Source organism: Nocardioides sp. Iso805N (assembly GCF_000364605.1).
Taxonomy (GTDB): Bacteria; Actinomycetota; Actinomycetes; order Propionibacteriales; family Nocardioidaceae; genus Nocardioides.
Genome location: NZ_KB822582.1, coordinates 54558 through 74475 on the forward strand (window position 1 = coordinate 54558; position 19918 = coordinate 74475).

Sequence of the window (19918 nt, forward strand, 5' to 3'; positions counted from 1 at the left end):
GCGTTGTCGCGTGCAACCGCATCAGCTGGAGTACTTCCTCGCCGTCGCCGACACCGGCAGCTTCACCCGCGGTGCCGAACGCGTGGGTGTGGTGCAGTCCGCCGTCTCAGCCGCGATCGCCCAGCTGGAGCGTCAGCTCGGCGCCAAGCTGCTGGAGCGCGGCTACCACCGGGTCGGTCTCACCGCCGAGGGCGAGGCACTGCTCCCCCACGCCCGCGCGGTGCTCGACGCGATCGAGAGTGCGCGCGATGCCGTCGGAGCGGCCCGCGGCGAGGTCTCGGGCACCGTCCGGCTCGGCACGCTGACCTTCACGGGACCCTGGGACGTCGCCGACCTGCTCCGCGACTTCCAGGGCAGGCACCCGCGGGTCGCCGTACACCTGCGCCAGACGATCGCCGGCTCGGCCACCTCGATGGCCGACGTCCGCTCGGGCGCCCTCGACCTGGCGCTGGTCTCCACCCATGCCGAGTCGCTGCCCGGCCTGCGGATCGACGAGATCCACCGGGAGCCGCTGGTCTTCGTCTGCTCCCACGACCACCCGCTCGCGACGAAGGCGGAGGTGTCGGTGGCCGACTTCGGCGACCTGCCCTTCATCGACTACCCCACCGGTTGGGGCAACCGCACCGTCGTCGACCTCGCCTTCGCCGCCGCCAGCGTCGTGCGGACGATCCGCACCGAGGTCACCGACTTCCACCTCGCCCTCTCCCTGGTCTGCCGCGACCTCGGTGTGACGATCCTGCCGATCTCCGCCGTCGACGACTCCGTCACCCGCATCCCACTGCGCGAGCCGCTCGACTGGACGATCAACCTCGCCCGGCCGACCGGCCGCAAGCCCTCGCAGGCGACGGCGAGGCTGACCGAGGCGATCCTCGCGACTGCGCGGGTGTGACGGGCACTCCGCCACCGCGAGGCATGGCGCCCTCGACCGGTTGGTGGCGAGGATGTGCATGTGCTTGGACTCGAGATGGTCGTCTTGCTCGGCGTCGCCCTGGTCGCGTGCGGTGCCCTGGCGAGCCGCTACCCGATCGCACCGGCGCTCCTGCTGGTGCTGGTCGGCATCCTGGTGGGATTCGTCCCGCATCTGCGGCAGGCCCAGCTGCCGCCAGAAGCGGTGCTCCTGCTCTTCCTGCCGGCCTTGCTGTACTGGGAGAGCCTGACGACCTCGTTGCGCGAGATCCGCAACAACCTGCGGGTGGTCGTGCTGACCAGCACCGCGCTCGTCGCCCTCACCGCTGCCGCGGTCGCCGCCACCGCGCACGGCCTCGGCCTCGCCTGGGGGCCGGCCTGGGTCCTCGGCGCCGCACTGGCACCGACCGACGCAACGGCCGTTGGCGTGCTGGCGCACGACCTGCCGCGCCGTACGGTCACCGTCCTGCGCGCCGAGAGTCTGGTCAACGACGGCACCGCCCTGGTCATCTACGGTCTCGCCGTCGGTGTCACTGTCGGCGAACAGCACCTCACCGGATGGCACGTCACCTGGCTGCTGGTCTGGTCGTACGGCGGCGGGCTGCTGACCGGCGTCCTGATCGGGCTGATCAGCTGGCAGGTGCGACGGCTCATGGATGACCCGATGCTGGAGAGCATCGCGATGCTGGTGACCCCGTTCGCGGCGTTCCTGCTGGCCGATGCCGTTCACGCCTCCGGCGTCCTCGGGGTGGTGGCCTGCGGGCTGTTCATGAGTCAGGTGACCCCGCGCATCACCGGTGCGGTGACGCGGCAGATCTTCACGCCTTTCTGGGCGCTGTCCACCACCGTGCTCAGCAGCGCGCTGTTCGTGCTGGTGGGGATCTCGGCCCAGTCCGCCGTGCGCGGGTTGAGCAGCACCTCCATGTCGCGAGCGCTCGTCGACATCGTCGCCGTCACCGCGGTGGTCATCGGCGTGCGATGGGCGTGGCTGTACACCACGCCGTACATCATCCGGCTCCTGGATCGCCGGCCCGTCCAGCGGTCGCGCCGCGTCCCGGCGCGGCAGCGGACGGTGAGCGCGGTGGCCGGGTTCCGCGGCGCCGTGTCGCTCGCCGCGGTCCTCGCCGTGCCGCACACCGTCGACTCCGGTGACCCGTTCCCCGACAGGGACCTGATCGTGCTGATCGCGTGCGGCGTGATCGTGCTGACCCTCCTCCAGGCCCTGGCGCTCCCGTCCGTCGTCCGGTTCGCGCGGCTGCCCGTCGACACATCGGTCGCCGAGGAGCTCCAGTACGCCGAGGAGTACACCCTCGACGCCGCCCTCGAGACGCTCGAGACCACGGCCAGCGAGCTCGGCAGCGGCCCGAGGGTCGTGGAGAGAGTGCGCCACGAGCTGGAGAAGGAGCGCAAGCTGCTCGCCGCCGATGGCGCGGAGGGCGACCCCGTCGTCGAGCACGACGACCAGTACCGGAGCCTCTCGCTCGCGCTTCTCAGCCGGCGCCGGGATGCCCTGCTCGAGCTGCGCGACCAGCAGCGCATCGACGACATCGTGCTGCGCCGGGTGCAGGCCCGACTCGACCAGGAGGAGGTGCGGTTCTTGCGAGCGAACCTGCTGGAGTGAGGCGCTCCGGCTCGGGCTCAGGTCGTCGTGCGCAGGTAGGTGAGCACCGCCAGGACGCGGCGGTGGTCATCATCGGTGTCGGGAAGGTCGAGCTTGGTGAAGATGTTGGAGATGTGCTTCTCGACAGCGCCCAGGGTCACCACCATCACCTTGGCGATGCCCGCGTTGGTGCGGCCCTCCGCCATCAGGGCGAGGGTCTCGCGTTCGCGCGGGGTGAGGGCGTCGAGCTGGCCGCCGGTGGCCGAGCGGCTGCGGACCAGTTCGGTGACCACCTCGCGGTCGAGAGCGGTGCCGCCGGAGGCGACCCGGCGCAGCGCGTCGACGAACTCGGTCACGTCGCTGACCCGCTCCTTGAGCAGGTAGCCGATCCCGCCGCCCGGCGAGTCCAGCAGCTCGGCCGTGTACACGGGCTCGACGTACTGGGACAGGATCAGCGTGGCGAGCTCGGGGTGCACGGCCCGGGCAGCGATCGCGGCCCGGATGCCCTCGTCGCTGAAGTCTGGGGGCAGGCGTACGTCGATGATCGCCAGGTCGGGTGCGTGTTCCGTGACGATGTCGAGCAGGCCCGGGCCGGTATCGGCGGTGGCCACGACCTCGATGCCGACACCGTTGAGCAGGGCGACCAGCCCCTCGCGCAGGAGTGCGTGGTCCTCGGCGATGACTACTCGCATGGCAGCTCCGCGTGTAGGTGGGTGGGTCCGCCGGCCGGCGAGGTGAGGGTGAGCCTGCCGTCCAGGGCCTCGACCCGTGCGCGCAGACCCTGGAGGCCGCTGCCGTTCGGGTCGGCCCCGCCCTGCCCGTCATCGACGACGTCGACGACGAGCCGGTCCGGCTCGAGGGCGAGCTCGGCCCGTACGGCGGCGCCGGGGGCGTGCTTGGCGGCGTTGGTCAGTGCCTCGGCGAGGAGGAAGTAGGCGGCGTTCTCGACCGCCGGCGGCAGGCGTCGGCCGCCGTTGGTGTTGGTCACCGTCAGCGTCGCGTGCCCACGGTCGGCCAGCGACGCGGCCGCCGCGACCAGGCCGCGGTCGGCGAGCACAGGCGGCGCGATGCCACGGGCGAGGTCGCGCAACTCCTGGATCGCGACCGTGGCCTCCTCACGAGCGGCCCGCACGAGCGCGGCGGCTTCGGGCTCGTGGGCGAGGCTGACCTCCGCTCGACCGAGCTGCATCGCCAGCGCGACCAGGCGAGCCTGCGCGCCGTCGTGCAGGTCTCGCTCGATGCGGCGCAGCTCCGCGGCCTGTGCGTCCACGGCCTGACGGCGGGTGCGGCTCAGGGTGTCGACGCGCTCCTGCAGCTGCCTGGCCCGGAGCTGGGGCACCTCGGCGCGCAGATCGACCAGCGCGTGCAGCCCGAGCAGCAGCACCAGGCTGAAGATCGGCCAGAACACCCACGGGCCCTGCGCTCCGGAGAGCACCCAGATGAGCAGCAGCGCCACGGTCAGGGTTGCGGTGATGTCCAGGTGCCACCACACCCGTGTACGCGGGGTGTTCGGTCGGCCGCTCAGATGACTCCACCAGGCGAGCGGAGCCACGACCGCGGCGCATCCGAGCATGACCCAGCCCGGCCAGAAGTAACCGCTTCCGGTGGCCGCCCAGATGCCCGTGGTGGCGAGCGCGACGAGAGCCGCGAGCGCGAGCGCGAAGGCAAGCGGCGAGGTCGCGGTGCGGTGCCCCGGATCGCCGGGTGCCGCCTCGTTGCTCATGCTGCCTCCCTCCCGGCGCTGGCTGCTACGGGGACATCCTTCCATCCGCGCACCCGCCAGCCGCGCTCGCCGAGGAGGGCGACTGCCGCCGGCAGGGCGACACCTCGAACGAGGGTGGCATCGAGCAGGACGGCCGCGGCGAGTCCGACGCCGAGCTGCTTGAAGGTGATCACGCCGAGCGTGGCGAAGATCGAGAACACCGCCACCATGACCACGGCGGCGCTGGTGATGGTGCCGGCGGTCTCGGTGACGCCTTCGGCCGCTGCTTCGCGCGGGCTGCGACCGGCCTGCCGGGCCTCCCGGATGCGTTCGAGCACCAGCACGGTGTAGTCCATCGAGAGGCCGAAGAGCACCACGAACATGAACAGCGGCAGCCAGTTGATGATCGGGGCGGTGGAGTGGAAGCCCAGCAGGTTCTGGGCCCAGGCGTGCTGGAAGACAGCGGTGAGGATGCCGTACGACGCGCCGACCGAGAGCAGGTTGAGGGCCATCACCGTCGCCGCCAGGAGCGACGCCCGGAAGGTGATCAGCAGCAACAGGAAGCCGAGGAGGAGCACGAAGCCGATCACCTCGGGGGTCACCTGGCTCATCCGGTGGGAGTAGTCGATGCTCGAGGCGACGTCGCCTGTGACCATCGCCGGAGCAGTGACGCCCTCGACGGTGGTGGCCGTAGGGGCCACCTGGCTCCGGAGCCGCTGGACGGTGGACGTGGCGGCGGCGCGCCCCTGGTCCGGCATCGGTACGTCGACCCGCGCCACGGTCCCCGACGAGGAGACGGACACCGCGATCTGGCCGCGGCCACCGGTGATGCTCGCTGCGTGCTGCCCGAGCTCCTTGAGGCCGGCGCGCGCGGTGGGTGTGGTGAGGTCGTGACCGGTCACGACCAGCTGGACGTCCTGCGGAGCGCCGGGGAAGGTCGCCTCGATGGCGTTGATCGCCTTCACCACGGGGAGGTTCTGAGGCAGGTCGGATGGTTGCAGGTCGCCGGTGTGCATGCCGACCATGGGGACCGCGAGGGTGCCGAGCACGCAGACCGAGGCGACCAGGGCGGCGCGGGGGTGCCGGGTGACGCCGCGGGCGAGCCCAGCCCAGACGCCTGTCCGCCGACCGGCACGAGCGTCGCGACGCTCCCGGGCAGCGGCCAGAGCGCGGTAGCCGGGAATGCGGCCGCGGTCGATCCGGTCGCCGAGCAGGGCGAGCGTGGCCGGCAGCACCGTGAGCGAGCCGATCACGGCGAGAGCGACGACCAGGATGGTGCCCAGACCGATCGAGATGAAGTCACCGGCACCGGTGAGCAGCAGGCCGGCCAGTGCGGCCATGACGGTGATGCCCGAGATGAGGATCGCGCGGCCCACCGAGACGGCGGCCGCCTCCAGCGCGGAGTCGGGCTGCGCCTTGCCGAGCAGCCGCGCCGGGCCATGGCCACGGCGCCGCTCCTCACGCTCGCGGCGGACGTAGAAGAGCGAGTAGTCGACGCCCACGGCTAGGCCGATGAGAACGACGATGGCCGATGTCGAGTCGCTGTTGGGCGCGATGAGCGAGACCAGGCCGAGGGCACCCATGGCGGCCGCGACAGCGGTGAGGCCGAGTATCAGCGGCACCGAGGCAGCCACCAGTGCGCCGAAGGCCAGCACCAGGATCAGCAGCGTGATCGGCAGCGAGATCAGCTCGGCACGGTGCAGCCCTGACGTGATGAGGTCGCTGATGGCCTTGTTCGACGTACCGTCGCCGGCCTGTTGGACGTCGACGCCGGGATGGTCCCGCTCGATCGTCGCACCGAGCTTCAGCAGGCCGGCGACGTGGTCGGCGGCGTCGTCGGGATCACCGCGCAGCTGGACCTGCACCAGCACGATGCGGCCGCCGTCAGCGACCAGATCCGCCGACTGGGCAGGCCCGGTCACCGCAGCGACCTCGGGAAGCGCGGCCGCTCCCCGGGTCAGGTCGGCGGCCGTCGCGCTGGCCGTGGCCGCGGTCGGCGCGGTGATCAGGATGCTCTCCGAGGCAGGGTCGCGCAGCCCTTCACGCTGCACGAGCGCATCGGCCTTCGCGGACTGGCCGACCTCTGACTGTACGTCGGTCAGGGACCTGGTGCCGGCGAGAGCGCCCGAGGCGATGCAGATCACGACCAGCAGCAGCCAGACGGCGATGATCGTCTTGGGGCGGCGTTGGGCGGTGCGGGCGGCGGCTCTGGCCAACCGGACCGAGGCGCCTCGAGCCACTGTCGGCCGGAGGCCGCTGTCGGTCGGGCGGGAGAGTGAAGTGGACATGGGTCCACTCTCGATTCCGGCCACCACACCGGTCACTGGAGTCTCCCGGCATCTGCCTCGGCGCGGACCCCCGAGTCGCAGGTGGGGATAACCCCACCAGTGACAGCCGCGAATCCCCCGCGAGCGGGATCCGGAGGTCCCGCATCTAGCATGGCCGGGTGCCGGTTCGTCCCTATACCTTCACGGCCGCGGTCGACTCCTGGACGTTCAATCCAGCGATCACCATCGCGCTCGCCGTCATCGCGGCCGTCTACCTCCTCGGCGTTCATCGCGCGCGCCGACGAGGCGGCTGGCCGTGGTGGCAGGTGGCGTGCTTCATGATCCTGGGGCTCGGCGGAGTGGTCGTGTGCACGATGTCGTCGCTGGCCGTCTACAACCACACGCACCTGTGGGCCCTGGCCACGCAGCTCACCCTGCTGCTGGCACTGGTGCCGGTGGCGTTGGCCCTCGGCGACCCGGTGCGGCTGGCGCGCACGGCTCTGGGCGACCGTGGTCGCACCCGGCTCGACCGCATTCTTGCGGGCCCCGTGGTGCGGGTGCTGACCTTCCCTGTCGTGGCAGCGGCGATCGCCACGACCTTCATGGTGGTCGTGTTCTTCACCGGAATCCTCCGCGACGGCCTCACGCACGCGGCGGCGATGGACGGGCTCTACCTGGCCGCACTCCTCGTCGGGTGCCTGGCGGCGCTGCCGATGCTCGGCGCGGAGCTCCTTCCCGACTGGTGCACGGCACCGTTCCGCCTGCTCTTCGCCTTCGGCGACGGCCTGTTCGACGCGATTCCCGGCGTACTGGTGATGACGACGGGACATCGACTGGCCGGCGGCTGGTTCGCCGGACGCGCCGACGACGCGAACTGGGACGTCCACACCGCCGGAGCGTTGATGCTCGCGTTGAGTGAGCTGGTGGCCCTGCCGCTGTTCTTCATCGTGTTCTTCCGCTGGGCTGCCAGCGAGGGCGCCTTCGATCGGCGGGCCGCGGCGCAGCCCGCCGTGAGGGTTGCTGCCGGCGAGCCGTCGGTCACCGAGCACCGCGCTGCGTCCTCGGCAGAGCCGGAGCTGATGCGGCCCTGGTGGGAGACCGAAGGGTACGGCCCGCGCAACCGACCCTTCCGTGACCAGTCGCGCGAGGGGCAGCGTGACTGAGGACCCGTGGGCCGAGTTCGTGGATCAACGCGGGCACCGGTTCATGCTCGACACCTCGCTCGAAGTGGTCGTCGACGGCGAGGTGGGCTACATCGAAGGAAATGCCCACACGTTCCCGGGCCGCATGCACATCTACCTCCCCGGCCGGGGCTACGACGTCACCAGAAGCCTGTGCGAGATCGACTCGATGAGCGATGCCTCCCGGTGGTGGATCAAGGGATTCCTCGCCGGGTGCGAGCCCGACATCTCCGCGTACCTCGGCATCGACCTGATCGAAGACGACTCTGCTGAAGCGACCGCGGAAGAGTACGAGCGCTGGCAGGCGTTCAACGCCCGCTGCCGCGACACCGGGTGTTGGCCACAGCTGAACAAGCGTCCGCGTACTCCGCTGATCATCACGCCGGAGGAGAAGGCCGATCTGCGGGTCGAAGGAGAACTGCGGCCCTGGGCGATGGTCGGTGAACGGGTGTGGGTGCCCGCCGGCGCGACGTGGGTGGAGGCCGCACCACAGCCGCAGCTGGTCAGCGGATTCATGCCCGGGACCGTCTGCGCCGAGCGCCGCGAAGACGACGTGCTCCATCTCGACTCAGGATGGACGATCTGCGTCGACTGCGGCGAAGTCGCTCCCCCAGACTGACCAGCCGCGGACTCTCTCGATACGCCGCGAGATGGCGCGCCGTGCCGTCATACTTCCCGCCGTGCCATCGGTCCAGATCATTCAGCTCACCCTCGACGCCATCCAGGCGCTGGGCCGAGGTGACCTCGGTGCAGCCCAGGCGCTCGCACCCGTGAGGCTCTCCCCCTGGCTCGTCAACGAGGAGCTTCGAGGAGTCTGGGAACGCCGTGCGCTGAAGCTCGCCACGGCCCCCGAAGACGTCGCCTGGTCGATCGGCGTCCTGTGGGACGAGACCATCGGCACAGCCGTCGGTGCCGGCGGGCTCCACGCGCCGCCCGACGCCGACGGCATGGTCAGCGCCGGCTACACCGTCGAGCCCGGCTACCGGCGACGGGGCTACGCCCGGGAGACGCTTCGCGTCCTGATCGCCCGCGCCGCGGCAGAGCCCTCCGTGCGCGTCCTTCGTCTGGCCATCCTGCCCACCAACGAGCCGTCCCTCGCACTGGCCCGACAGTTCCCCTTCGCCAAGCCGGGCGAGCGATGGCACGAGAAGAACGGCCGGGAGCTGCTCTTCGACATGGTCGTCGCCTAACTGCCAGCCGCCGTCCTGAAGGTGGCACAGCGCCCTTACTGGGTGCCGTGGGCCACGGCGAGGTGGATCTGGTGCTCCAGGGCCTGATGCTCGGGGTCGAGGTCCCCGACGTCGATCTGCGCCCAGGCGACAGCGCCGGTGAAGGCGTTGCGTCCAGGCTGGTAGTCGGTGCTGACGACGGAGCCGAGGTCGACACCGAGATCGCAGGTCTCGTCGGCGGAGAACCGGCCGGGCTCAGTGTGTTCGACGCGTCCGGATCCGATCGCCTCGCCGTCAAGGAAGAGCGTCACCTCGCCGCCCTTCGCCAGGCCGCCGTCGTCGTAGTCGAACTCGAAGCGGAGCTCGTGCTCGCCCGGCGGCACCGGAGCGCCGGCGCGGACGAAGAACCGGTCGATGCCGAAGAAGTTGTAGCAATAGGTCAAGGCGCCCTCGTGCAGATATAGCGCCCAGCCGCCGGCCTGACCACCTTTGGGCGATCACCACCCCTTCCGCACCGCCGTCGGGGACGGTGACCTTCGCGGTGACGGCGTGGGAGCGGTTCTTGATGTTGAGCACCGACTCCTCGGTCAGCCTGACCATCCCCCGGTAGATGCGCTGCGAGTTCCCCTCGATGAGCGCAGGTCTCCCGGCGACCTGCGGGTTGGCGCGCTCGGCGAACCGGTCGTCGAGTGGGAGGACGTTGTACTTCGCAGCCTCGATCAGCCAGAGCCGCTGGAGTTCGTGAAGGCGCTCCGGCTGCTCGGCGGACAGGTCACGAGCCTGGGTCCAGTCCGCACCGCCGCCGTAGAGCTCCCAGACGTCGTCGTCGAACGCCGGCAGCTGAACGGCGCCGGTCTGCCAGGGAGTGCGGTGCTTGGTCACCGCGGACCAGCCGTTGTGGTAGATCCCTCGATTGCCGACCATCTCGAAGTACTGGGTGGTGTGCTGCTCGGGCGCGTCGGCGTCATGGAAGCTGTAGGCCATCGAGACGCCCTCGTTCAGGAACCGGTGGGACGACGCTGCTCGAGGTCCTGACCGGCGGTGATCGAACCCGCGCCGATCTCGAGCCGAACTCGACTACGGTCGGTACTCCCGACGCCTCTCGGGGAACTCCGGCGGCGGCAGCACGGGGTCGGCCCTGCCGCTGATCGCGTTGATCGCACCGAAGGCCACCACCACTGCTCTCGCGAGAGTCCGTCCGATGGCCGGGAGAAGGCGCATCCATCGAGCGTAGTGCCTGGTGCCGTCGGGCAGTGGTCGTTCGGCCACGACGGCTGCATCATCCCCGTCCCCCGACCGACCCCTGCACCGGCTAGAGCTCTCGGCCCCGCAGCCGAGCCTCAGTCAGGATCACACCCGCGGCGATGCTCGGCACCGTCAGCACCGGGAAGGTGTTGGCGTTGAAGTGCCCTGGCAGCGAGCCGAACAGCATCTTCGCCGCCATCACGAGCACGAAGAGCGCCGCGAGCCAGACGAACCGGTCCACGAAGTCGCGACGGCAGAGCACTTGCCACGCTGCCCCGGTGACCAGGCAGACCACGAACCACACAGCGATCGCGATGCGCACCCCGGTGCCGTCGTCGAAGAACTCGGTGCTGCCGCCGATCCAGAGCACGAACAACGGCAAGAGCCATGCCCACCGGCGTACGGCGGGCCGCTGCTGAGGCTCGGAGGTTCGTGTCACCGGCGAAGTATCGCCCGACCGCGCACGCCGGCGGGGCGGATCGCCGAAAGGCGTGACCGCCAGCGGACCGCCGCCCTCTCCCCTCAGAAGGGGACGTGCGAGGCCGGCGTACCCGACGCCCGCTCAGGCGACGGCGCGGGGCTGGTCCTGGCACCGTCGGCGGCGGCACCGATGGCGGTGGTCAGCAGGTCGTGCAGCCGCTGGTCGACGTCGGGCGCCGTGGACTCGGCGATCCCGCGGACCGCGCAGCTCATCATGTGGGGCGCCGTGCGCTCGCGGAAGGCTCTCGGGTTCGGGGGCGTGCTGCCGACGAACCGGCGTGCCCACGCCGCCGCGAGGGGCGCGTCCGCGAGCGCGCGACACAGCTCGTCGAGGCCCGTGACAGCACCGGGTCGGAGACTGCTCGCCGTCTGCTCGCAGCGCAGCAGGCCCACGGCAAGGGGGCGCTGGAACGACTCCGGCACCTGGGGAAGCGCCACTGCCGCGACCGCGGCGCTCAGCGAGACCTCCCAGGCGAGCCCGGTCCCGCGGACGCCGACGACCGACGGGATGTGCGTCACCAGCCGACCGCGTCCGGAGTCGCTGGTGCAGTCGTTGACCATCCGGGCCAAGTGGGCCAGCAGCGGATCGGTGCACGCGGGATGATCACTCCACGGTTCGCCGGCCAGGAACGAGGCCATCTCCATGAAGCAGGCCCCGCGTCGAGGGTTGCGGTGCTTTCCCCGGGAGAGGATCGGGACTCCGTCGGGTGTGCGCTTGCTGGCCATGGCCTCGCCTCCACGACCAGCATTCGCTCCTCTGGTCCCAGCCGCAAGGGGTCAGCCGGGGTAAGCGCAGGTTCAGAGCGGCTTTAGCCCGGGAGAGCTTCAGCCGACGGCGTCGACCCCGACGACCGTCCACCCGTGCGAGGTGGCGTCGTCAAGGCGCAGCGTGAAGACGAACGGCACCGTCCGCGACGCGTGCGCGTCACCCGCGACGACGTCCTCGGTCCGGCGGTCGACCTCGTAGTAGATCCCCTCTGCCGAGACCGCGACCCGGAACACGATCGGCTCACGGGAGACGAGCTCACGCACCTCGATGCTGCGGATCGTCGCGGTCCGCATGACGGTGCGGTGCGGCGTGCGGACGGCGGTGAAGTCGAGGCTGCCGTCGTTCAGCTGCCACTCCTCGAGGAACTCGGTGATCGCCACCTCGAGCACCGACTTGTCGAAGCGACCGTCGACCAGGCTCAGGTCGCTGGCGGCGTGATCGGCGGCGTCGGTCCATGACACGCCCGTCAGGGACAGCACGTCGGAGGCGTGCGCGGCCGACGTACGTCCGGCGACCTCGAGCACGGCGTCGCGGGCCACCGCCTTCTGGTTCCAGGTGTCGGTCTCGATCGCGTCGGTGAGGTGGTGGCTGCCGTCCTCGGCCTGCTCGATCGAGGCGACGATCCACGTGCCGGCCGTGTTCTTGCGCAGGGTCCAGTACTCGACCGGACGCGACGAGCTGTCCCTGCGGGTCGCCTGGGCTCCGGAGCGGTTGCTCACCACGTAGTCGCGCAGCGTCGCGGTGATCCGGAAGGTCACCGTGTCGTTGCTCTCGCCGGTGCGGTTGGCGACGTTGACCATCTCCACGGTCGGGCCCTGGGCGATCTCGACGACGTTGACCTCGCCCCTGGCGGCGTACTCCTGAAGCTGTTCGGACCACTTGCCGTAGAGGACCGGCGCGAGGATGGAGCGCAGCGTGGCCTCGTCGCGGGCGGTCCACGCCTGCTGCGCAGTCACGTAGAGCGAGGTGGCGCGCCGCTTGAGCGCCTCCACGTCGAAGGTGGCGTCGGTGGTGGCGAGAGCCGCGACGTGCGCCTCCACGCTGGTGGCGCGGGCGCTGGCATCCCGATCGGCGCGGTGCGCCTTCCGGTCGCTGGTGGTGTTCATGGTCCGTCTCGCCTCGCGGCGCTGGGACCAGGTCTTGTAGAGCATGTAGATCACCACGACCAGGACGATGATCATCAGGAAGCCGCCGCCTCCGCCACCGCCGCTGCCGAGGAAGAAGAACCCGGTCCCGCCGCCGAATCCGCCGCCACCGCCACTGAAGCCGCCGCCACCACCGCCGCCACCGAAGCCGCCACGGCCGCCACCACCACGGGCGTAGGCAGCCGTCGGCGCGATCAGGGCCGACAGCAACGCCAGCCCGCAGGTCAGGGCGGCGGGCAGGATCAGTCGACGCGCGCGGCTGCGGCGGACAGGTACTCGGTCCATGGGGGCCTTTTCCAGAGAGGGACTCGTTACTGGCAGCGTACGCCGGACGTGCGCGTGCCCAGGTCACGACGCCCCTCCTGGTCAGTCCTCGGGCCGCCCGCGCAGGCGCTTGATCTCGCCGCGCCTCTTCTTCTGGTGGATCCGTCGCTGCTGCGACCCCTTCGACGGTTTGGTCGGCACCCGTGTCGCCGGTGGCGGCTTCATCGCCGCCTCGAGCACGGTGGCCAGCCGCTCCTCCGCCGCTCGGCGATTGCGCAGCTGGGAGCGATGCTCGGAGGCGACCACCACGACCTCACCACCGAGCCGGCCGAGCATCCGCTGCTTCAGCCGGTCGGGGAAGGCGTCCGAGGCCGCGAGGTCGAAGCTCAGCTGCACCCGGGTGTCGGTGGTGTTGACGTGCTGGCCGCCCGGCCCCGAGGAACGCGAGAAGCGCCACGTCAGCTCGGCGTCCGGGATGACGTGATGGCGGACCGTGATCATCGTGGCGTGCTCCTGGACCGGCCGATGCCACTCATCGGCGCGCACCGAACAGGCGGCGCCACCAGGGCTGCTTCGAAGGCCGCGCCGGACGGGATGCGCGCTCCCACTCCGACCTGGTCAGCATCTTGCCGGCCGCGCGCTGCCTCGCGACGCACGCGGTGTGGGCATGGCGACGACGCTCACGATCCCCCTCGGGGAAGAGCAGGGTGTTGGGGGTCATCGCCAGGAACATGCCGTGGCAGATCGGACAGGTATAGGTCTTGGCCTGCCTGCCTTCTGCGGGGCGCATCTCCCACCAGCGCACGGGACCTGTCATCGGGCACAGGCTACGAGTAACGCGTCGCGGATGTCGCCCCGCGTCGGCGATGATGCACCTGTGGGCGGCGTGCCGCCGCTCCCGGGAGGTGACCGCGGTGCCCGTTCGGATCGCCACGGCGTACGACGCGCCCACCGTCGCGGAGCTGTTGGACGCCTTCAACCGGGAGTTCGACACCCCGGCCCCGGGCGTCGCCATCCTGACCGAGCGGCTGCGCGAGCTGCTCGCAGGCCAGGCGATGTTCGCAGTCCTCGTGGAGGAACCGGCGGTGGCGGTCGCGCTGGTCTCGCTGCGGCCCAACGCCTGGTACGACGGGCCGGCGGCACTCCTCGACGAGCTCTACGTGGCTCCCGATCGACGCGGTCACGGCATCGGCGGCGAGCTCCTGGAGGCGGCCGAGTCCGAGGTACGCCGTCGTGGCGGCGAGCTCCTGGAGATCAACGTCGACGGCCAGGACGTGGATGCACGCCGCTTCTACGTCCGCCATGGCTACACCGACACCGACCCCGGTCAGAGCGAGCCCTGTCTCTCTACTTCAAGGAGCTCGCCGGCACGAGCGCCGCGGACTGAGCCGCCCACCGAGGTATGAAGCCTAACTACGAAGGTTGTCTTCGCATCGTGGTAGACTGGCCTCATGACCAAGCCGCTGAAGGACGCCGCGCTCGCCGAGGTGGCAGCCGACCTGCGCACCACCGTCGGCAAGATGGCTCGTGCCCTGCGTGAGCACGGCGGCCGACTCGGCCTCACCCCGAGCCAGAGCGAGGCACTCGGCTACCTCTACCGCGACGGCCCGCTGGCGGTGACCGAGCTCGCCCAGCTCCAAGGCGTCCGGTCGCAGTCCATGGGCGCGACGGTCGGCGTACTCGAGAGCGCCGGGCTCGTGGCGATCAGGCCCGATGCCGCCGACGGTCGTCGCAAGGTGATCTCTGCGACCGAGCAGGGCCGACAGCTCGTCGAGGACGCCCGCGGCGTCAAGGAGGACTGGCTCGCCCAGACCATCTCCACGCGCTTCACACCCGAGGAGCAGATCGCGCTGCGCGACAGCGTCGCGCTCTTGCTCCGCATCACCGAATCCTGAGGAGCCCAGCCACGCAGTACCACGTTCCGGCGTACCACCCTGGTCGCTCCCACGCCGGCGGCGGCGACCTGGGCGTGAACCCAGCCGATACCCAGCAGGCCGCTGCGGCGGCCTCCACCCGAGGCGTCTACGGCTGGCGCTTCTTGGCCCCGCTCTTCATCGGGCCCCTGCTCAACCCGATCAACACCACCATGATCTCGGTGGCGCTCTCCCCCATCAGCCGCTCCCTGCACGTCTCCAGCGCCACCGTGGTCTGGCTCGTCGCAGGCCTCTACCTCACCAGCGCGATCGCCCAGCCCACCATGGGTCGCATCGGGGACATCATGGGCGCCCGCCGCGTCTACCTGGCAGGGCTCGTCGTGGTGATCGCGGCCGGCATCCTGCCGCAGCTGGCACCCGGCTTCACCCCTGTGCTGATCTCCCGGATCCTGCTCGGCATCGGTACGTCGGCGGCCTATCCCTCGGTGATGGCACTCGTCCGGGCCCATTCCGACCAGGCGGGCGTCGAGACGCCCCCGGCAGTGCTCTCGGGCATCTCGATCAGCACCCTGACGAGCTCCGTGATCGGTCCGGTCCTCGGCGGCCTGCTGATCGCCTTCGGCGGATGGCACGCGATCTTCCTGGTGAACATCCCGCTGGCCCTGGCCGCGCTCGTGATGACGATGCTGTGGGTGCCGTCCGACGGCAGCGCACGCCGCGGCGACGCCAGGTTCCTCGATCTCGACCCGATCGGCATCGCCCTGTTCGGCATCACCATCGCCACCCTGCTCGTCTTCCTCATCCACCTCGATGCCCCGGTCTGGTGGCTGCTGCCCGCAACCCTGGTCGTCTTCGGCCTGCTGCTGGGCTGGGAGCTGCGCCAGCCCAAGCCGTTCATCGACTTCCGGATGCTCGCCGGCAACGGCGCCCTGACCCGCACCTACCTGCGGATGCTGCTGCTGTACTTCGGCAGCTATGCGATGACCTACGGCTACAGCCAGTGGGTGCAGGATGCAGCAGGCTTCTCCGCCTCCCAGGCCGGCTTCCTGCAGCTGCCGACCGCCGTACTCGCGGGCCTGGTCTCGCTCACGATCGCTCGGACCACGAAGGTCTGGCTGCCACTCCTCCTCACTGGCGTCTTTCCGCTCATCGGGGGCGTCTTCATGCTCGGCATGCACTCCGACCGCCCACTCGCCTACCTGCTCGTGATGGCCGGGGTCTTCGGGCTGGGCCAGGGGCTGGCGAGCATCAGCAACCAGCAGGTGCTCTACCAACAGGCGCCTGCCGCCCAGCTCGGTACGGCGTCGGGGCTCTCCCGCACCTTCGTCTACCTGGGCGCGATCCTGGCCTCCGGGGTGCTGGGCGCGACCTTCGGCCAGTCACCGAGCGACGGCGACATGCACCTGATCGGCCTGATCATCCTGATCTGCTCGGCGGGCGTCGTACTCCTGGTGCTGTTCGACCGTGGACTGCGCCGCTCCGGGCGTGCGCCCGCCGAGATCTCGGGCTGAGGTGTGGGCGCCGCCGGCTCGGAAGGAGGCAACGCTTCCGGTGTGGCCCGCAGAGGTCCATAGTCGTCGCATGGGCCGCATCGCTCGGGAGATCATGGAGCCGTTCAACGAGCTGCCACTCGCCCCGCGCCATGCCCTGATCGGGGCTGCTGCGCTGGGCACCCTGGGCGGGATCGTCGGTCTCGTCATCGGGCTGCACGTCTACGCCCCTACCGCCGCCGTCGCGATCCTCGAGGTGGGGATGCCTGCGGCACTCACCGGAGGGCTGCTCGGACTGCTGAGCGGCTCGCTGGTCTGGGGTTGGCGGCTGGCGCACCACCACCGGCGCCGCTGACGGCGGCTCCGCAAGATTCCGTCGCGCCCTGTGGATGGACCGGGCGGACATGGGCACCGCATCCATATCCCCGGAGGCTGGCAGTCGCCCTTGACCCCAGCTTTCGGGGACTCAGGGCTGAGCGGCCGCGGCGGTCGCTGCCGCATGAGCGTCGAGGACCAGGGGTTCGCACGAGTGCGAGCCGTGCAGCAGGCCCTGCTGGCGCACCACGACGTACGACCAGGCGATCGTGACCACCGCCGCGGTCATGGTGAGCGTGATGATGGCGCCACCCTTGATCAGGACGAAGTTGGCGGTGGAGAGCGACTCCAGCAGCCAGAGCGTGATGCCGCCCTTCACCAGGATCACCAGGCCCCAGAGCAGCGTGAGCCGTCGGAAGTGCCGACGGATCTCGGGACGCGCGGCGGCCGCATCACTCATCGGGTAGAAGTCCGGCGCCAGGCGGGCGATGATCGGTCGCGACGTCCACAACGAGCCGAGGAACGTCACCGCCACCGCCAGGTCGGCGAAGACCGGCTGGACGAAATAGATGAAGCTGCTCCCGGTGATCAGGGTGAGCGCCGTCTTGATCGTCAGGATCCCGAGGCTGAGGAGAAGCAGCCCGGAGACCGGCCGCTTGGTGACGTAGCGCCACGCCATCGCCAGGACCATCCACCCCAGGCACACCAGGATCGCGGTGGTCACGTTGGTCAGCTCGAGCATCACCCACAGCAGCAGCGCGGGCACGACCACCGCGAGCGCCAGGCTGCACGCGATGCGCTTCATCACGTCTCGCACGCGCAGCACCGCGCTGCCGTCGTCGGGTCGGTGGTGCCTGGTCGCTGTGTCGCTTCTCAAGGTCGCCGACCCGCCCCTGGCGCTCGGGCCAGATCTCGCACCGAAGACGACGAAGACGCACTCTCCATGCCGGAGCCGTCGGCAACTTCAACGGTACTCCCTCACGACGACCGTGTCTGCGCGAACGGCTCCCGACCCAGGAGGGGCAGGCGCACAGCACGGCGAACGAGGGCCCCGCGGCGCGGTCAGCGTCGCGGGGCCCTTCGTCGTTCTCGGTCAGGCGTGCTCGTCGGCACTGCGCGAGTCGGTGAGCGTCAGCGCACCGCCGATCGCAATGACACCGACGACCACCGCGAGCACGGCGTAGGTGATCCGCTCGCCGTGGAAGAACAGCGCGATGAGCGAGTCGCTCCAAGCGCCGGCCGGCAGCGAGGTGGTGACCAGCGCGGCGATCAGGGTGCCGATCACGGCGGTGCCGACGCTCGTACCGACCTCCTGGGCGGTGTCGTTCAGCGCCGTGCCGATCGAGGTGCGGTTGGCCGGCATCGCGTCGACCAGCGCGACAGCACAGATCGTCATCACGGTCCGGAGACCGATGGTCATGACCACCATCGAGACCGCGATCGCCAGGTAGCCGTGGCTCACGCCCCAGGCCATGCCGCCCAGCGCGCCGGCGAGCAGGACCGCGCCGATGACACAGGCGATGCGGTGTCCGAACCGCTTGATCATCCACTCGCACAGCGGCGTCGCGAGCAGCATCGTCACGATCATGGGCAGGTTCGCCAGCCCCGCACGGACCGGGGACCAGCCGTAGGCGTACTGGAAGTGCAGGATCAGGCCGAACATCACGCTGGCCATCGCGATCGACGTGCCGGCCTGGGCGATGGTCGCGCCCCGCACGGTGCCGTTGGAGAAGAGCGTCAGGTCGAGCATGGGCGACGCCGTACGACGCTCGTGCCAGACGAACGCCAGACCGGCGAGGACGGCACCGATGATGGAGGCGAGGGTGCCGGCCGAGAGCCAGCCGTGGTCGACGCCGGAGGTAGCGGAGTAGCAGGCCAGGCCGATGGTGAGCACGCTCAGCGCGGCACCGGGCAGGTCGAGGGCGTCGTCGGTCAGGCCGTCGCGCTCGTCGCGAGCGACACCGCGCCACACGCCGATGCAGGCGATCAGCGCGATCGGGGCGTTCACCAGCAGCAGCCACTCCCAGCGGATGTGCGCCAGCGCGGTGCCGCCGAGCACCGGGCCGAGGATGAAGCCGGACATGCCGACGACGATCATCACGGTCATGGCGCGCATCCGCAGCGCCTTGTCGTCGAAGAGCCGGAAGACCAGCGAGTTGGTGATCGGGGCCATCATCGCCGCGGCGACGCCGAGCGCGGCCCGCAGCGCGATCAGCTCACCGGAGGAGTCGACGCCCACCACCAGGAGACTGATCAGCCCGAAGGCGGCGAGCCCGATCAGCAGCACCCGGCGGCGACCGAAGCGGTCGGCAACCGAGCCGGCGGTGAGCAGCAGGCCGCCGAAGGTCAGCGAGTAGGCACCGGTGACCCACTGCAGCGAGGTGGTGCCGCTGCCGAGATCGCGGCCGATCGTCGGCAGCGCGATCGAGAGCAGGGTGTTGTCGACCATCTCGACGAAGAAGGCCAGGCAGAGCGCGGCCAGCGGGATCCACGCCGCGCGCAGGGACGGATAGGTACGCGACCCTGTGCTGGTCGCGGCGGTGGTCGTGGTCGTGCTCATCGTGGGCTCCTCGGGTACGGCGTCGTCGGGCTGGCGGCGTACTGATGACGCTAAGGCGCTGCGGTTTCAGCACGGCTTCACGGCACCTTCACCTCGGTTCCACGGCCGCTTCGCTCCGAAGGCGGGACGGATCGCGCAGGTGCGGGATCCGGTACGCGGCCGGGCGGCTCCCGCGCGGACGGACCGCGCAGGTGCGGGATCTGTCCCGGAACCCGCGCGGACGGAGGCGCGGCGCGGGACGTCGTACTTCCCCACCCGTTCCGGGGGAACCCGCGGGGCCGTGGCGGCGTGAGGGTGGAATCCCCTCTGCAAGGAGCAGGCAATGTCAGACGAGAGCAACGCCCCCGAAGTCGACGTGAACGCAGCCGCCGTCTCGGACGGCGCCTACACCCTCCTGGTCGCGGACTTCAGCGACACCGACACGGCCTGGGAGGCCTACGAGGCCCTCAAGTCCGTGGAGGACGGCCACACCATCGAGGTGGAGGGCGTCATCGTGGTGCGCCGTTCCGAGGACGGCAAGCTGGAGGTGCAGAAGTCGACCGACCACAGCACCCGATCCGGCCTCACCTGGGGCCTCGTGGGCGGCGTCGCCCTCGGCGTGATCTTCCCGCCGTCGATCCTCGGCAGTGCCGCCGTGCTCGGTGGCGCCGGCGCCCTTACCGGCAAGCTCCGCCAGCGCCACCACCACAAGGAGCTCGAGCAGGAGCTTGAGAACGCGATCCCACCCGGCCACTCCGGGCTGGTCGCCCTGGTCTCCGACCCGGCAGCGGTCAAGATCCAGAAGGCGCTCCAGCGGGCCGATGCCGTCATCCGCTCCACCATCGACAAGGCCGAGGCCGACGACATCAAGGCGGCGGCGAAGCAGGCTCAGGAGGAAGAGAAGAAAGGCTCCTGATAACCGGGAACAAGTGATCCAGATCACGGGTTACGATCCGTAGAGGTGTGCAGCGC

The 19918-nt window shown here is 70.5% G+C and carries 23 protein-coding genes; 11 read left to right on the forward strand and 12 right to left on the reverse strand.

Annotated elements, in window-relative coordinates; translation table 11 throughout:
* The first annotated feature begins 10 nt into the window (after window positions 1-10).
* Complete coding sequence (locus H036_RS0116375; protein WP_017935885.1) at window positions 11-889, forward strand: LysR family transcriptional regulator; 879 nt, start codon at window positions 11-13, stop codon at window positions 887-889.
* A gap of 60 nt (window positions 890-949) precedes the next feature.
* Window positions 950-2527: a Na+/H+ antiporter gene (locus H036_RS0116380; protein ID WP_017935886.1), complete on the forward strand. Its 1578-nt coding sequence runs from the start codon at window positions 950-952 to the stop codon at window positions 2525-2527.
* A gap of 17 nt (window positions 2528-2544) precedes the next feature.
* Here the strand turns inward: H036_RS0116380 and H036_RS0116385 are convergent, their stop codons facing one another.
* From H036_RS0116385 to H036_RS0116395, 3 genes are read right to left on the reverse strand one after another with little or no spacing between them, the layout of a single operon-like run.
* Window positions 2545-3198: a response regulator transcription factor gene (locus H036_RS0116385; protein ID WP_017935887.1), complete on the reverse strand. Its 654-nt coding sequence runs from the start codon at window positions 3196-3198 to the stop codon at window positions 2545-2547.
* Window positions 3189-4229, reverse strand: coding sequence for a sensor histidine kinase (locus tag H036_RS23235; protein WP_017935888.1), 1041 nt, complete (start codon window positions 4227-4229; stop codon window positions 3189-3191). The genes H036_RS0116385 and H036_RS23235 overlap by 10 nt, the downstream gene beginning before the upstream one ends.
* Entirely contained in the window at window positions 4226-6496 is a 2271-nt protein-coding gene (locus H036_RS0116395) for an MMPL family transporter (protein WP_017935889.1), read from the reverse strand. The genes H036_RS23235 and H036_RS0116395 overlap by 4 nt, the downstream gene beginning before the upstream one ends.
* A 158-nt stretch (window positions 6497-6654) precedes the next feature.
* On the opposite strand from H036_RS0116395, the gene H036_RS23240 reads away from it, so the two are divergent.
* From H036_RS23240 to H036_RS0116410, 3 genes are all read left to right on the forward strand, one after another.
* Entirely contained in the window at window positions 6655-7638 is a 984-nt protein-coding gene (locus tag H036_RS23240; RefSeq protein WP_017935890.1) for a cytochrome c oxidase assembly protein, read from the forward strand.
* 43 nt (window positions 7639-7681) lie between these two features.
* Window positions 7682-8275, forward strand: a complete 594-nt coding sequence (locus H036_RS0116405; protein WP_017935891.1) for a hypothetical protein — start codon at window positions 7682-7684, stop codon at window positions 8273-8275.
* Between the two features lie 61 nt (window positions 8276-8336).
* Complete coding sequence (locus H036_RS0116410) at window positions 8337-8846, forward strand: GNAT family N-acetyltransferase (protein WP_036488906.1); 510 nt, start codon at window positions 8337-8339, stop codon at window positions 8844-8846.
* A gap of 35 nt (window positions 8847-8881) precedes the next feature.
* Here H036_RS0116410 and H036_RS26105 read toward each other — a convergent pair whose 3' ends face one another.
* Complete coding sequence (locus H036_RS26105) at window positions 8882-9268, reverse strand: hypothetical protein (RefSeq protein WP_017935893.1); 387 nt, start codon at window positions 9266-9268, stop codon at window positions 8882-8884.
* A 106-nt stretch (window positions 9269-9374) separates the two neighbouring features.
* On the opposite strand from H036_RS26105, the gene H036_RS26110 reads away from it, so the two are divergent.
* Complete coding sequence (locus H036_RS26110; RefSeq protein WP_157417491.1) at window positions 9375-9860, forward strand: hypothetical protein; 486 nt, start codon at window positions 9375-9377, stop codon at window positions 9858-9860.
* Between the two features lie 42 nt (window positions 9861-9902).
* On the opposite strand, the gene H036_RS25485 is transcribed toward H036_RS26110, so the two are convergent.
* From H036_RS25485 to H036_RS0116450, 6 genes are all read right to left on the reverse strand, one after another.
* Window positions 9903-10046: a hypothetical protein gene (locus tag H036_RS25485; protein ID WP_157417492.1), complete on the reverse strand. Its 144-nt coding sequence runs from the start codon at window positions 10044-10046 to the stop codon at window positions 9903-9905.
* 91 nt (window positions 10047-10137) lie between these two features.
* Window positions 10138-10509, reverse strand: a complete 372-nt coding sequence (locus H036_RS0116430; RefSeq protein ID WP_157417493.1) for a hypothetical protein — start codon at window positions 10507-10509, stop codon at window positions 10138-10140.
* A gap of 83 nt (window positions 10510-10592) precedes the next feature.
* Window positions 10593-11276, reverse strand: coding sequence for a hypothetical protein (locus H036_RS0116435; protein ID WP_017935896.1), 684 nt, complete (start codon window positions 11274-11276; stop codon window positions 10593-10595).
* Window positions 11277-11375: 99 nt separating this feature from the next.
* Complete coding sequence (locus tag H036_RS0116440) at window positions 11376-12749, reverse strand: Tim44 domain-containing protein (protein WP_017935897.1); 1374 nt, start codon at window positions 12747-12749, stop codon at window positions 11376-11378.
* An 81-nt stretch (window positions 12750-12830) separates the two neighbouring features.
* The gene (gene arfB, locus H036_RS0116445; protein ID WP_026146119.1) at window positions 12831-13229 is read right to left on the reverse strand and encodes an alternative ribosome rescue aminoacyl-tRNA hydrolase ArfB; all 399 of its coding nucleotides are present in this window, start codon (window positions 13227-13229) and stop codon (window positions 12831-12833) included.
* 31 nt (window positions 13230-13260) lie between these two features.
* Entirely contained in the window at window positions 13261-13545 is a 285-nt protein-coding gene (locus H036_RS0116450; protein ID WP_157417494.1) for a hypothetical protein, read from the reverse strand.
* Window positions 13546-13642: 97 nt separating this feature from the next.
* Here H036_RS0116450 and H036_RS23250 point away from each other — a divergent pair, with 97 nt between their 5' ends.
* From H036_RS23250 to H036_RS0116470, 4 genes are all read left to right on the forward strand, one after another.
* The gene (locus tag H036_RS23250) at window positions 13643-14134 is read left to right on the forward strand and encodes a GNAT family N-acetyltransferase (RefSeq protein WP_198289997.1); all 492 of its coding nucleotides are present in this window, start codon (window positions 13643-13645) and stop codon (window positions 14132-14134) included.
* A gap of 45 nt (window positions 14135-14179) precedes the next feature.
* Entirely contained in the window at window positions 14180-14623 is a 444-nt protein-coding gene (locus tag H036_RS0116460) for a MarR family winged helix-turn-helix transcriptional regulator (RefSeq protein WP_017935901.1), read from the forward strand.
* A 74-nt stretch (window positions 14624-14697) separates the two neighbouring features.
* On the forward strand, window positions 14698-16113 hold the full coding sequence (locus H036_RS23255) for an MFS transporter (protein ID WP_017935902.1): 1416 nt from the start codon (window positions 14698-14700) through the stop codon (window positions 16111-16113).
* Window positions 16114-16183: 70 nt separating this feature from the next.
* Complete coding sequence (locus H036_RS0116470) at window positions 16184-16447, forward strand: hypothetical protein (protein WP_017935903.1); 264 nt, start codon at window positions 16184-16186, stop codon at window positions 16445-16447.
* 111 nt (window positions 16448-16558) lie between these two features.
* On the opposite strand, the gene H036_RS23260 is transcribed toward H036_RS0116470, so the two are convergent.
* Together H036_RS23260 and H036_RS0116480 are read right to left on the reverse strand one after the other, a co-directional pair.
* Window positions 16559-17212 carry a VC0807 family protein gene (locus tag H036_RS23260; protein WP_157417495.1) on the reverse strand — a complete coding sequence of 218 codons (654 nt, stop codon included), beginning with the start codon at window positions 17210-17212 and terminating at the stop codon, window positions 16559-16561.
* A 288-nt stretch (window positions 17213-17500) separates the two neighbouring features.
* On the reverse strand, window positions 17501-18967 hold the full coding sequence (locus H036_RS0116480) for an MFS transporter (RefSeq protein ID WP_017935905.1): 1467 nt from the start codon (window positions 18965-18967) through the stop codon (window positions 17501-17503).
* A 322-nt stretch (window positions 18968-19289) separates the two neighbouring features.
* Between H036_RS0116480 and H036_RS0116485 the strand changes: the two genes are divergently transcribed.
* The gene (locus tag H036_RS0116485; protein WP_017935906.1) at window positions 19290-19862 is read left to right on the forward strand and encodes a DUF1269 domain-containing protein; all 573 of its coding nucleotides are present in this window, start codon (window positions 19290-19292) and stop codon (window positions 19860-19862) included.
* Window positions 19863-19918: the final 56 nt, after the last annotated feature.